Below are 13,060 nucleotides of genomic sequence, written 5' to 3'. Positions count from 1 at the left end.
GGCGTTTTCCAGCAAAGGGCGGATGGCTTCGAATTGTTCGCGACTGATATCGCTGGGGTAAGGGGTTCTCATTGGGCAAGCATCGCCGGTCTGGAGCTAGATGAAAAGACTTTGAACAGGTTCTTAGGGCCTCGTTGTATCAAGGAATAGGCTAGGCACCAAAGCAAAGAGGCACATCGCTGCACCTCTTTCTCTGCTGCATTACCACAAGCAGTCCAGTGTCCAGTTACGGACCAGTAATTCATGTTTAGCGCGTGTTGACGATCTGGCATGCGCTGTCATAAGCAGGGTGGCGTGCCTCACGCGTATTGCGTGGCGCTCAGGGCTGGGTAGTCGGTATATCCCACTGCGTTGCCCCCAAAGAAGGTACTGCGATCCGCGCTATTCAATGGGGCGTTGGACTTCAAGCGTTCGACGAAGTCCGGATTGGCAAGAATCATTTGGCCGTAGGCCTCCATATCGGCCAACCCCAAATCGATGTCGGTGCCGATCTGGTCGCGTGGGCGATTCGGCCGGTTCAGAATCAGCGTCTGTGTCCAGCGCTTGCGCATATCGGCCAACAGCGGCTCGTTACCCACATGCGAGATGTGCAGATAGGCAAGACCCAGCTTATTGAGTTCAGTGACCAGATAGCGGTACAAGTCCGGCCCCTCCGTGCCTTCGTCAATGCCCCACAGGGTTATGCCGGGAGACAGGCGGATTGCGGTTCTGTCTGCGCCAATCTCTTCGGCAATTGCGGCAGTGACTTCGATGGCGAAGCGAGCACGGTTTTCGATCGACCCACCATAGGCATCGTTTCGCGTATTGGCGCTGGGGGAGAAGAATTGTTGGATCAGATAGGCATTCGCACCATGGATCTCCACACCATCGGCACCGGCTTCGATCGCACGGCGTGCGGCAAAGCGGAAGTCGGCAACAGTCTGACGCACTTCATCAGTGGTCAGGGCTCGCGGTACGGGAATGGGCTGCATACCTGTGGCCGTAAACATGGGAACGCCAGGCGCGATGGCGGACGGTGCAACCCCTGGGCGATGGTGGGGAGTATTATCGGGATGTGACATACGCCCAGCATGCATGAGCTGGATGAAGATGTGACTGCCCTTGCCATGCACTGCTGCCGTGGTTTCCTGCCAACTGGCAACCTGCGCGTCGGTATAGATACCTGGCGTAGTGAGGTAACCCTGCCCATCCGCTGAGGGCTGGGTGCCTTCGGTGATGACCAGGCCGACGCTGGCGCGTTGCGCATAGTATTCAGCAGCCAAGCCACCAGGCACGCCATCATTGGCAGCGCGTGAGCGGGTCATGGGTGCCATGGCCACGCGGTTTTGCAGCGTGTAACGTCCGACGCGAATTGGGGTGAACAGCTGTTTCATGGTGCAATCCTTGAAAGTTATTTGAAGATGAAAGCGGCTGGCTTCGTGTTACGAAGTCACCACGGCAACGCCGGCACGCGCGACCAATGCCCGTGAAGTGGCCATGAACTTGCTGATGTGATCTAGGGTCAGGCCTTGCGATGGCAGGATTGCTTGCCCCTTGCTATTGAACATCGAACCGCTGTGCCCATCTATGCCAGGCGTGACCAACAGTGGTGCGATACGCTGGGCATAGTCGTCGGCAGCGGGCGCCAGCAGCCCGATCAAGCTTTCGATCACGCGCGACTTCCAGGAGCCCTTACCGAGCAGGTTGTCGCGGATGTGGGTCTTGATGAGGCCTGGGTTCAGTCCGAAGACACGCAGGCGTGGGTAGTGCTTAGCAACGTCAAGGACGAGCATTTCGTTACCCGCCACTGTGTTCCTATGTGCCGACATGGCCTTGTAGGACTTTTCAGTATTAAGGTCGTCGGGTGTGCCGATCTGCCCTGCACCGGGATAGCCCACGATGAATACGCGTGGCGGTGTTGAGTCATCAGTCCGCTGAATGCCCAGTTTCGGTGCAATGGCGTTCAAGATGACCAGGCGGTTGAGGTAGCTGACTGCCAAGTCGCGCTCAATGCCTTCCGCCGTTTCTTGACGCTGGGGAGCCGCGAAGATGCCCGTGGTGAAAATGACCAGATCCAGGGTCTCGGCAGGCAAAAGCGCAGAGACACGCTGCGCCTCTTGCATCAGGCTCAAGTCCGCCTGAATGAATTTAACCCCAGAGACCCCCATGTCGCGAAAAATCTGTCCAATAACCAGGACGTTGGCACCTCGTTCCGCCAGAAAGCGACTCAAGGCTCGGCCAATGCCCCCCGTTCCGCCGACGATGGCCACCTGCTTGTCCTTGAGGTCCAGGCGGGTCACATCGGTTTGGCGCCAGTTCCAGCGTGTGTCTCGTTGCATGTTTATCTCCTCATGACCTACACAGGAAGCATCATCTACTCAGTTCAGTTTGGGATAAATATGGTAATTTGGAATTCATTGGTGCATTTATGGCGCAATTAGCATGGAATTCCTGAACGACATGGCCCTGTTTGTGGAAGTGGTCAAAGCCAAGGGCTTTCGTGGTGCGGCAGAAGCGATTGGTATGCCGAACTCCACACTGTCGCGGCGGATCAGTGTTCTGGAGAAGGCCATAGGACTTCGTCTGTTGCATCGGACGACGCGCAAGGTCGAGTTGACCGAAGCCGGCCAAATTTACTTTGAACGCTGCAAACGTATTGTGGATGAGGCCCGGCTTGCGCATGAGCAACTCGGCGAGATACTCGCGCAACCCAGCGGCTTACTGCGCGCTTCGTTTCCGGTCGATTTCGCGGTGACCTACCTGGCGCCATTGATTGCAGAATTCGCCCAGCGTTACCCCGGCATCACCTTCGATTTCGACTTCACCTCGCGGAGGGTGGATTTGGTGAGCGAACCCTTTGACGTGGCCATTCGTATGGGAGAGCCCGAAAACTCCCAACTGATCGCGCGACAACTCGCCCAACTGCAGACCTATCTTTATGCCTCCCCTGGCTACCTTGAACGCGCGGGTGAGCCTGCCGAGCCGGCCGATCTAGCGCGGCACGAGTGCTTCAGTATCGTAAAGGCAGGGGCATGGACGCTGCATAATGGCAAACAGACGGTCAGAGTTGTGACAAGTGGACGATTCGTCCTCAACAGTGTCGGCATGATCCGCCGTCTGGCAACACTGGATATGGGTGTCATTCTGGTGTCTGAGGGAGTCGTAGCCGATGAACTGGCGAGTGGCCGGCTACGACGTTTGCTACCGCAATGGGTGGGCCCCCCTACCCCTATCTACGCGATGACAGAAACGCGCCTGCTTCCAGCGAAGACGCAACGCTTTATTGAATTCTTGCGTGAACGCCTGGCGCAGCACCGATGAAATGATGCTGCGCTAGCGCACTTCTGGGGCAGCAGTGGTGTAAGCCTGCAGCAAGCCAATGCTAGCGGGGGCAATTCGCCAGCCAGAGCAGCACGTTCGGATTGGAACAGGGTGCCGATAAAAAAAGGATGGTCGAGCAGCTCCACCGCCCGTACATCACCATTGGCGTCAAAAGCGCTTGCCTCGAGCACGCCGCCTAGCAGTTGTTTGGCGAAGACCGGATTCAAACCATAAGCGCAGTAATAGCCTTCGTTGATTTCCAATCGCCCATAGGCATGGGCGGGGAAAAGTGAGGTAAGTCAATAAGCTATGGCAGTCCGCTTTGGCCGAGAAGTGGTAGTTCTGCTCGGTTTCTCATAGTGACCTGCACCCCGCATTGAGTATGGTAACGAGGTAGAGTCCGTTCCATCAAAGGGAACGGCAATGAATAGCTGCGGTCGAACGTACACCCAAAATCCCGGCAAGCGAACCGAACCAGAGTTGGTGCATGGACTTCGTCAGTGATGGGCTAGCGTATGATTGCCTATTCCGTAGCCTGAATATCGTGGACAACTACACGCGGGAGTGTTTGGCCATCGAAGTGGATACCTCATTGCCTGGCTTGCGAGTGGTACAAGTATTAGAAAGATTGCAGGAGATGCGTGGCTTGCCAGCTTGCTTCACCATTGACAATGGACCGGAATTCGCAGACTGGGCCTTGGATGTATGGGCGTATAGCTGGCGTAACGCTTTCCTTTATTCAGTCAGGCAAGCCCAATGCTTACATCGAAAGCATCAATGGCAAAGTTCGTACTAAAGATGGGGGCAGATCACAAGCAGGGTACGGGATCCTGAACAGGTTCTAAGTAATTTGCCTGGAGCACTTAATAGCCGCTTTATGAAGTTACGTAGCGTGTCCACTTCAGGGTGGAGAACAGGCATTTTCTTTGCCCCCAGCTCACCTCTTTCCCGCGGTGCTTGTGTCAGCGTGGCCAATAGTAAGCACACTTTCCGTACAGCATTCGCGTTCACGGCAAATTGTGGTGTCTTTGCTTTGGTGTCTACGTCGGTCTTGGCTAGGCCTATGGTCTAGCCAAGACCGATACTGCTTGCTGTGCGCTGCAAAGGGGTCGGGTCAGCATCCGAAAAATAAAGCACGCTAGTGGTCAACCCTGCCAAGTTGCAATGTGCTTCAAGCTGACACACCAGAGAGCAGGTATGGACTTACTGCCAACCCCAACGGCGGCGGTAGATGCGCTTCATCGCCTGAATTAACCCCATATAGCCCAGCAAGATCACCGGTAGCAGCGCAAAGTACAGCGGCGGTAGCGCCTGAAGTTTGAAGTAATGCGCTAACGGCCCCATGGGCAGGAAGATGCCAATTGCCATGATCGCGGCCGTCATTACAAGCAGCGGGGTTGCCGCGCCCTACCTCACCCGGCTGCCAACGCTGCGGCTTCTTCAGCAGTTCCTCGTCCACATTGTCGAACGGGATGGCAATCTGCGAGATGTCGTACAGCAGGTTCTGTATCAACAGGTGCATCGGCAGCATCGGCAGGAAGGGGATGAAGGCCGAAGCCACCAATACCGAGAACACGTTGCCGAAGTTCGAGCTGGCCGTCATCTTGATGTACTTAAGCATGTTGGCGAAGGTACGGCGGCCCTCCAGCACGCCTGCCTCCAAGACCATCAGGCTCTTTTCCAGCAGGATGATGTCCGCCGCTTCCTTGGCGATGTCCACCGCCGTATCCACTGAGATACCGATATCGGCGGTGCGCAGCGCCGGAGCGTCATTGATGCCGTCACCCATGAAGCCGACCACATGGCCGTTGGCTTTTAGGAGGCGCACGATGCGCTCCTTGTGTGCCGGGGTTAGCTTGGCAAACACATTGTGCGACTCGACCGCCGCTGCCAGTACCTTGTCACTCATGCGCTCGATGTCGCTGCCTAGTAGCACGCCCTGTTTTGCCAGTCCGACCTCGCGGCAAATCTTGTTTGTGACCAGCTCGTTGTCGCCGGTCAGCACCTTGACTGCCACGCCGTGCTCGGCTAACGCCTTCAGCGCTGGGGCAGTCGATTCCTTTGGCGGATCAAGGAAGGCCACGTACCCGATCAGCGTCAGTCCCGACTCGTCGGTCACGCCGTAGGCCTCTTTGGTCGGTGGTACTTCCTTCGCGGCAACGGCCACCACGCGCAGACCCTCTTCATTCAGCTCTGCGGTGACTTTGCGGATACGGACCAGCAATTCGAGCGTCAACGGCTCAATGGCTTCACCATGGCGCACGTGAGAGCAGACGGTAAGGATTTCTTCGACCGCACCCTTGGTAATCAGCTCGTGGTGGTCCTCGCGTTCACTCACCACCACCGACATGCGGCGGCGGTTGAAGTCAAAGGGTATTTCATCGACTTTGCGATAGTTCTTGGCTGGGTTCAGACCCTGATGCACATCGACGTGTTCAAGCACAGCGACATCCAGCAGGTTCTTGAGACCCGTCTGGTAATAGCTGTTGAGGTAGGTCATTTCCAGCACGTGGTCAGACTCTTCACCCCAGACATCGATGTGTCGCGCCAGGAAAATCTTGTCCTGCGTCAGCGTACCGGTCTTGTCGGTGCACAGCACGTCCATTGCACCGAAGTTCTGGATCGCATCCAGCCGCTTGACGATAACCTGCTTACGCGACAGAAACACCGCGCCTTTGGCCAGCGTTGAGGTCACAATCATCGGTAGCATCTCGGGCGTCAGACCCACGGCGATGGACAGCGCGAACAGCAGCGCCTCCATCCAGTCACCCTTCGTGAATCCGTTGATGAAGAGCACCAACGGGGCCATCACGAGCATGAAGCGGATCAGCAGCCAGCTCACATTGTTGACGCCGGACTGGAATGCTGTCGGCGCACGGTCGGTGGTCGTGACGCGTGAGGCAAGCGCCCCAAAGTAGGTGGCGTTGCCGATACCGAGTACGACAGCCGCGGCCGAACAGGACACGACGTTCGTGCCCATGAACAGGATATTGTCCAACTCGAGAGGGTTAATCGCGTCAACGTCACACTGGGTGGCGAACTTCTCAACCGGCATCGACTCGCCTGTCATGGCGGCTTGCGACACAAACAGATCTTTGGCGGAAAGTACGCGGCTGTCCGCCGGGATCATGTCGCCAGCCGATAGCACAATCACATCTCCCGGTACGAGCAGCTTGATCGGCACTTCGACACCACGAGTTGCGTTGGCGCGGCTAAGCGTACCGTATTCCTGCTCAAAGACCTGGGCGGTGCTTTCAGACATATCCCGGCGGATTACCGTGGCGGTGTTGCTGACCATGGCTTTAAGAGCATCGGCAGCTTTGTTTGCTTTGGCTTCCTGCCAGAATCGCAGCAGCGTTGAGAACACGACCATCGTGCCGATCACCACGGTTGCCTTCATGTCTTCGGTCAGATAGGAGATGACAGCCAGCAGGGTCAGCAGCAAGTTGAACGGGTTGCGATAGGACAACCACAGATGTTGCCACCATGGCAGCGGCTTTTCGTGTTCGACCTCGTTGAATCCAATGCGCTTGCGGATGACCGCCGTTTGGGCTTCGGTCAGGCCGTCATCGTGGCTGTTGAGGCGGATTAGCAGTGCGGCCGGGTCGCTGGTTGCAGCCACTACCAGATTTTTACTCAGGTCAGCCGGCAGTTCCCGGCTGACACCGGTTTGCGTCAGGGTGTCGAGCAGTGCCAGGCGGCGAAAATGCCGGGCGATGTGATGGGTACGCAAAAAGCCTGCAAAAAACTCTTTCAAAAGCGCGAAGTTCATTGTTGTTCTCCGGTACAGCCTGCCGCTTCATGCTTTTGAAAGCGCACTCAGGCAGGCGGCCAATAGTCAGGATCTGGCATCATTTTCTAAGGTGTGTGGGCAGCCATGGCCACGGCAGGAGCGGCATCGAACGCAGGTACAAGCGGAGGGAGAACCATCACTCACCACGCCTTCCTGTCGTTACAGTTGCCATCAGTCGCATTGAATTGGACGTGATCCGGCACCAGCCATTGATGCAAGTCGTGTTGATGAAAATTGAAAATGCGCAATACGCATAGCGATCCTCCTCCTGGATAAGGTGGAGCCTTATCGCGTGCACAGCGAGTCGCATGGCGCCGTAGTCGATGCACATGACCAGCCCACTTGCCGATGAGGGCAAGTGAAGTTCGCAACCGATCGCAGCAGAGCAATCAGCTATTCAGTTGTCTGGGAGGGGGAACGTGCAGCAGAATGCTGCGACGTCATTGCCGCCTCTCGCGTTCGGCGAGACAGCGGCAGGGAAAACCTGTGCGTTATCTTGCCGAGGGGATGCCGGTCATTGGAACCGGCCGACTACTGTCACTCGAACAAGTGCCCACTTGGGAACTCCGCAGTTGATGAAGCGTGTAACTCTACTCCAACGTCATTGCCTGAACAATCCCCAATGACCTTCGTGCGGTTACCTGTTTCCTTGTCACTCCCAACAAGGGTGAGACTGCGCCTTACTGTGCGGATAAGCGCGTTCCACACTTCGTATGTAGTCTCAACCAAGATGAGTATGCCGTTCCGGCTTCGCCTCAGTTTCCATGACCGCCAAGCCATGTAAGATGCCGCAGGCGCCTGTCGCTTGTTCTGTATGGCATTGCTGACGCAACAATGCCATTTGTTGCTTGAGCTGCTGCAGCTCAGCAATACGCGCATCCACATGGCCGATATGATCATCCAGCAGGTGGTTGATCGCGCCGCAATTGTCGTTTGGCTTATCCATCAAGCCCAGCAGCGCACGGATTTCGCCATGCGTCATATCCAGTGCCCGGCAGTTGCGGATAAAGCGCAAGCGCTCCACATGGGGCTCACCATAGCGACGGTAGTTGGCAGAGGTGCGTTCGGGTGCCGCCAGTAGTCCTTCCTTTTCGTAGTAGCGGATGGTCTCTACTGTGCATTGCGCCACTTGGGCAAGTTCACCAATTTTCATGTCATTCACTCCAAATTACTTGACTCTATAGTAACTTCAGGGTGTTTGATGTGCCATATATTGTTCTTGCCGGGATAACACGCATGTCTTCCTATCGACCTATCAAGCTGAGTCACGATCACGGCTCATGCGGGCACAACCATGCTGCGGTGGTGCATCGCGCCCCTAGCGATGCGCATGACCATCATGCGGATAAGCATGATCACCATCACGAACAGGCCCATGGCCAATCAGCGGACGCCGCAGCGTCCAGTTGTTGCGGTCACGCACCGGCTCCTACCAACAGCTGCCCCGTGACTACGCTGGATGTGCCCACCGGCAGCGTACTCACCCAGCTACGGATCGCCCAGATGGACTGCCCCACTGAGGAAGCGCTCATCCGCAAAAAACTAGGCGGCATGGCAGCCATATCGGCGTTGGACTTCAACCTGATGCAGCGGTTATTGACCGTGGTGCATCGTACCGATGCCCGAGTCGATGTCGAAGCCGCGATCCGCAGCTTGGGAATGACACCGGAACCGTTGAATAGTGACGCCGCTACCGCCAGTAAGCCGGAACAGAAGCAACCTTGGTGGCCACTGGCATTGGCCGGTATCGCAGCCTTCAGTGCCGAAGTCCTGCATTGGGCTGGTTTGCCGGTATGGCTGGTCGCGCTGATGTCACTGATTGCCGTGGCAGCGTGTGGTCTGGGCACTTATAAGAAAGGCTGGATCGCGCTCAAAAACGGTAATCTCAATATCAACGCGCTCATGAGTATCGCGGTGACCGGCGCGCTACTGATAGGCCAGTGGCCTGAAGCGGCGATGGTGATGTTTCTATTCACCGTGGCTGAACTCATTGAGGCCAAATCTCTGGACCGCGCCCGCAATGCGGTACGCGGCTTGATGCAGCTCACACCAGAACGGGCCACCGTACAGCAATCCGATGGTAGCTGGGTGGACATCGCAGCCCGATCGGTAGCCTTAGACAGCATCGTCCGAGTCAAACCCGGAGAGCGCATCGCATTGGATGGTGTGTTGGTGGCAGGCCAATCCACGGTCAATCAAGCCCCTATCACGGGTGAGAGTCTGCCAGCTGAAAAAACAGTGGGCGACAGCGTGTTTGCCGGCACCATCAACCAGGCGGGTTCATTTGATTATCGTGTTACCGCAGCAGCCAGCAACAGCACCTTGGCACGCATCATTCACGCTATCGAGGCAGCGCAAGGTAGCCGGGCGCCGACTCAGCGCTTTGTGGACCAGTTTGCCAAGGTCTATACCCCGACTGTTTTTGCTATCGCCTTGGCGGTCGCGGTGCTGCCACCACTACTGATGGCTGGCAGTTGGTATGACTGGATCTATAAAGCGCTCGTGCTCTTGGTGATTGCCTGCCCATGCGCGCTGGTGATTTCCACTCCGGTCAGCATCGTCAGCGGCCTGGCTGCTGCCGCACGGCAAGGCATCTTGATCAAGGGTGGCGCTTATCTGGAAGAGGGTTGCAAGCTGAAATGGCTGGCTTTGGATAAAACCGGCACCATTACCCATGGCAAGCCGGCGCTGACAGATACGGTCTTGCTGGAAAAGGTTGCGGGCCTTGATGCGGTGCAGATAGCCACCAGCCTGGCAGCCCGATCCGATCACCCAGTCTCGCAGGCTATCGCTGTAGCTGGCGAGCAGGCGGATATGAAATTATTGGCAGTGGCGGATTTTGCTGCGCTGCTGGGTAGAGGTGTGCGCGGCAATATCGGTGGTGTGGACTATCAGCTTGGCAACCACCGCCTCATCCATGAACTGGGTGTGTGCTCGCCGGCATTGGAAGCACAACTCGGCCAATTGGAACAGGCAGGCAAGACCGTCATTCTGTTGACTGATGGTCAGCGAGTACTAGCGCTCTTCGCGGTAGCCGATACGGTCAAGGACAGCAGCCGGGCTGCTATCCAATCCCTGCATACGCTGGGCATCAAAACGGTGATGTTGACCGGCGACAATCCGCATACCGCCAAAGCCATCGCAGACCAAGTTGGTATCGACGATGCATTGGGTGATCAACTGCCGGAAGACAAACTCAAAGCCATCGAGTCATTCAGCCAGACTGGCAAGGTCGGCATGGTGGGGGACGGCATCAACGACGCTCCGGCACTGGCACGGGCTGACATCGGCTTTGCCATGGGCGCAGCCGGTACCGATACCGCCATCGAAACGGCCGATGTGGCGCTGATGGACGATGACCTGGGCAAGATCGCCCGCTTTGTTCGCTTGTCGCAAGCAACCCATGCCGTATTGGTGCAGAACATTGTGCTGGCGCTGAGCATCAAAGCCGTATTCCTGATCCTTACCCTGATGGGTATGGGGACGATGTGGATGGCGGTATTCGCCGACATGGGCGCCAGTTTGCTTGTCGTCGGAAACGGGTTGAGGTTGTTGCGCCGATAAATTGGATTGACTGAGGCAGAAAATAGTCCTGCCGCCAGAGCAAGTCGTTGAGCTGCGCAAGCGGGTCAATGAGGGTGGGCCAAAAGCAAAGCTGGCCCGTGAATTTAGGGTCAGCCGGGAGACATACTACCAATACCTGAGGGTGGATCCGACTCAGCCGTGAACGAAATGGCGGCTGCTTGTTTCACCCCACTGGCCGGCAAACCTTACCTGCTGCTTATTCAGCCAATGTAATCGATAGGGGCTGAAACTTGCGTTTGAAACTGGCTGGGCCTACTTTAGGTACGCTGGGCGTTGTCGATGGCGACAGTGGCACTTGTCCCTTTTATGTCATGGGAGGCTGCTTCATCCTGCCACGTGCGCCGATGCGATTTATGCGCAGAAGGCAACGGAATACGCTGTCCTTACCAAGAGCAAACCATGCTGATCAACTGTTCTGCCTACCAAGACGGCGAGAAAATCGGTGATCTTCCGGTCGAGGATATCAGTGAGTATGCATGCCGTGCCGATACCTTCGTTTGGGTCGCTATAAAAGACCCGCTGCCGGAAGAGATAGATGAAATGCAAGTCGAATTCGACCTCCATCCCCTGGCGGTCGAGGACGCGCGGCATGGGCATCAACGACCAAAGATAGAGGAGTATGGCGAAACCCTCTTTTGCGTATTACATATGCTGGAGATGAGTGATGCTGGCGAACTCACGGTAGGCGAAGTCGATATCTTTGTCGGCCCGAATTTCATTCTATCGATTCGAAACCAGGCGGGGATGGGTTTTCAGAGTGTGCGGCAGCGATGCGAGGATGAGCCTGAACTGCTGCGCCATGGCTCCGGATTTGTCTTGTATGCATTGATTGACACCGTTGTGGATCGCTATTTCGCCATTACCCACCGCCTGGAAAGCGAGTTGGAAGCGATCGAGGAGCGGATGTTTACCCACTCTGAGAGTAGCACCCAATCTCGTGAGGGCATTGAAGCGCTCTATGCGCTCAAGCGCAAGCTGGTTACGGTGTACCACGCTGCAGTGCCATTGCTTGAAGCGATTTCCCATTTGCATAGCGGTCGAGTACCGGCAGTATGTGCCAGCATGCGCGAGTATTTTCGCGATGTGTACGACCACCTGGAGCGCATCGTCAAAGGAACCGACACGGTACGCGACATGATTGCGACGGCCATTCAGGTCCATCTCGCGCTGATCCAATTGAACGAAGCCGCCGTGAGCAAACAGCTAGCTGCCTGGGCTGCCCTATTCGCTGTACCCACTATGATTGCTGGGGTGTACGGCATGAATTTTGAGCACATGCCAGAACTCAAGATACCGGGTGCTTACCCGACAACGCTGGCCGTCATGGTCGTGCTTGATTTGCTATTGTTTTGGCGATTCCGTAAGACTGGTTGGTTGTAACGTCACTGCCCAGACTGTTGGTGTCACTTCCCTCCTGCGTTTCCAGCCAATACAAGCGATAGCCCAACACCACGGTATCAAGCGCCCGGCAGTGTTTGCGGTGAATCTGCGTCAAGCGCTGCTGGAAGGCTTCTCTTGCATCGCGATAGCGCAATTCCTGGCGTGCCTCTGTTGTGTGTCCGATGAACGCTATTGGCATATCCAAGTCTCGTAAAGCATGGTCATTGCAGTTTGGTTATCGATAATCACCTTGGCTCTCTGCAAGGTGGAGAGTTGATCTTGTCCGCCAAGGTAGCTTGCTTGGAATATAGGACTAAGTACCAACCGTGGTTACCAGATGGGTCCTAAACATTGCCAGTCCCAATTCTCAACGGTTTCACAACTCATTGAGGTCTCTGGGTCCGACGGCGGTTGTTCCTTGTCAGCAAATGTAGCGACCATAGCAAACATGGCGACTGATAGGCAGAACGCAAATTTGATTGCGGTTGTCTTCATAGCGGTTCCTTGGGCGTGTAGAAGTTCGATGGCCAAGTTGTCCAATTTCCTGCCTGACCTGTTTAGAGGCGCGTAAAAATTGGGCACCACTGCTAAGCGGTCTGCAGTCAACCATTTGCGCGCGTTATAAACGGAACTATCCACAGGCAACGGGGATAACGCTTCCTCCTTCGCTGCGAATCTTGATGTCATGGTTACGCAGAATTACGGGCATTCCATGGCTAGGGCTTGCCTCAGGCCTTGCCGCTAACTAGGTGCTTGCTCGAAGCCTCCACAGTATTCACTGTTTTGGGTTGGCATTAGGTAATACCTGCCTCCCGGCTCATCAGCACTTAGCGGTCAAGTTATCACGCTTCCTGTCCTCGATTGCAGCCCGCTGTTTGAGGTAGCCTGAATTCCGTAGACACACCTGATTGGTAAACTTGAGCCAACAGGAGGCTGCGGTGAGTAAGAGAGAAACACAAAGCTATACGTCGGAATACCGAGCGGAAGCCATCAAGTTAGTGC

Annotated in this window: 8 protein-coding genes and 1 pseudogene; 5 read left to right on the top strand and 4 right to left on the bottom strand. The window is 56.0% G+C overall.

Translation table 11 applies throughout. The features are described from left to right. Window positions 1-299: 299 nt before the first annotated feature. Both ACUHMQ_RS18610 and ACUHMQ_RS18605 read right to left on the bottom strand, forming a co-directional pair. Entirely contained in the window at window positions 300-1,373 is a 1,074-nt protein-coding gene (locus ACUHMQ_RS18610) for an alkene reductase (protein ID WP_445296955.1), read from the bottom strand. Between the two features lie 48 nt (window positions 1,374-1,421). After that, window positions 1,422-2,318 carry a Rossmann-fold NAD(P)-binding domain-containing protein gene (locus ACUHMQ_RS18605; protein ID WP_445296954.1) on the bottom strand — a complete coding sequence of 299 codons (897 nt, stop codon included), beginning with the start codon at window positions 2,316-2,318 and terminating at the stop codon, window positions 1,422-1,424. 103 nt (window positions 2,319-2,421) lie between these two features. Between ACUHMQ_RS18605 and ACUHMQ_RS18600 the strand changes: the two genes are divergently transcribed. Together ACUHMQ_RS18600 and ACUHMQ_RS18595 are read left to right on the top strand one after the other, a co-directional pair. Beyond that, window positions 2,422-3,300, top strand: a complete 879-nt coding sequence (locus ACUHMQ_RS18600) for a LysR family transcriptional regulator (RefSeq protein WP_445296953.1) — start codon at window positions 2,422-2,424, stop codon at window positions 3,298-3,300. 433 nt (window positions 3,301-3,733) lie between these two features. Further along, window positions 3,734-4,091 (top strand): annotated as a pseudogene (locus ACUHMQ_RS18595) (DDE-type integrase/transposase/recombinase); the annotation flags it as partial. Window positions 4,092-4,471: 380 nt separating this feature from the next. Here the strand turns inward: ACUHMQ_RS18595 and mgtA are convergent. Next, entirely contained in the window at window positions 4,472-7,072 is a 2,601-nt protein-coding gene (mgtA, locus tag ACUHMQ_RS18590) for a magnesium-translocating P-type ATPase (protein ID WP_445296952.1), read from the bottom strand. 742 nt (window positions 7,073-7,814) lie between these two features. Continuing rightward, the gene (gene cadR / locus ACUHMQ_RS18585) at window positions 7,815-8,246 is read right to left on the bottom strand and encodes a Cd(II)/Pb(II)-responsive transcriptional regulator (RefSeq protein WP_445296951.1); all 432 of its coding nucleotides are present in this window, start codon (window positions 8,244-8,246) and stop codon (window positions 7,815-7,817) included. Window positions 8,247-8,329: 83 nt separating this feature from the next. Here cadR and ACUHMQ_RS18580 point away from each other — a divergent pair, with 83 nt between their 5' ends. From ACUHMQ_RS18580 to corA, 3 genes are all read left to right on the top strand, one after another. Then, a complete protein-coding gene (locus tag ACUHMQ_RS18580) occupies window positions 8,330-10,657 on the top strand; it encodes a heavy metal translocating P-type ATPase (protein ID WP_445296950.1) in 2,328 nt (775 codons plus the stop codon). Between the two features lie 10 nt (window positions 10,658-10,667). Further along, complete coding sequence (locus ACUHMQ_RS18575) at window positions 10,668-10,820, top strand: helix-turn-helix domain-containing protein (protein ID WP_445296956.1); 153 nt, start codon at window positions 10,668-10,670, stop codon at window positions 10,818-10,820. Window positions 10,821-11,077: 257 nt separating this feature from the next. Continuing rightward, window positions 11,078-12,058 carry a magnesium/cobalt transporter CorA gene (corA, locus tag ACUHMQ_RS18570; protein WP_445296949.1) on the top strand — a complete coding sequence of 327 codons (981 nt, stop codon included), beginning with the start codon at window positions 11,078-11,080 and terminating at the stop codon, window positions 12,056-12,058. Window positions 12,059-13,060: the final 1,002 nt, after the last annotated feature.

The sequence above is a fragment of the Chitinimonas violaceus genome, assembly GCF_052601015.1.
The sequence above is the reverse complement of the archived record's forward strand: the minus strand, read 5'-3'. Positions and strand labels throughout refer to the sequence as shown.

What these genes read in the sequence shown, in the direction of transcription:
- ACUHMQ_RS18610 (WP_445296955.1), bottom strand. Translation starts at nt 1,373, where the DNA reads ATGAAACAGCTGTTCACCCCAATTCGCGTCGGACGTTACACGCTGCAA.
- ACUHMQ_RS18605 (WP_445296954.1), bottom strand. Translation starts at nt 2,318, where the DNA reads ATGCAACGAGACACACGCTGGAACTGGCGCCAAACCGATGTGACCCGC.
- ACUHMQ_RS18600 (WP_445296953.1), top strand. Translation starts at nt 2,422, where the DNA reads ATGGAATTCCTGAACGACATGGCCCTGTTTGTGGAAGTGGTCAAAGCC.
- mgtA (WP_445296952.1), bottom strand. Translation starts at nt 7,072, where the DNA reads ATGAACTTCGCGCTTTTGAAAGAGTTTTTTGCAGGCTTTTTGCGTACC.
- cadR (WP_445296951.1), bottom strand. Translation starts at nt 8,246, where the DNA reads ATGAAAATTGGTGAACTTGCCCAAGTGGCGCAATGCACAGTAGAGACC.
- ACUHMQ_RS18580 (WP_445296950.1), top strand. Translation starts at nt 8,330, where the DNA reads ATGTCTTCCTATCGACCTATCAAGCTGAGTCACGATCACGGCTCATGC.
- corA (WP_445296949.1), top strand. Translation starts at nt 11,078, where the DNA reads ATGCTGATCAACTGTTCTGCCTACCAAGACGGCGAGAAAATCGGTGAT.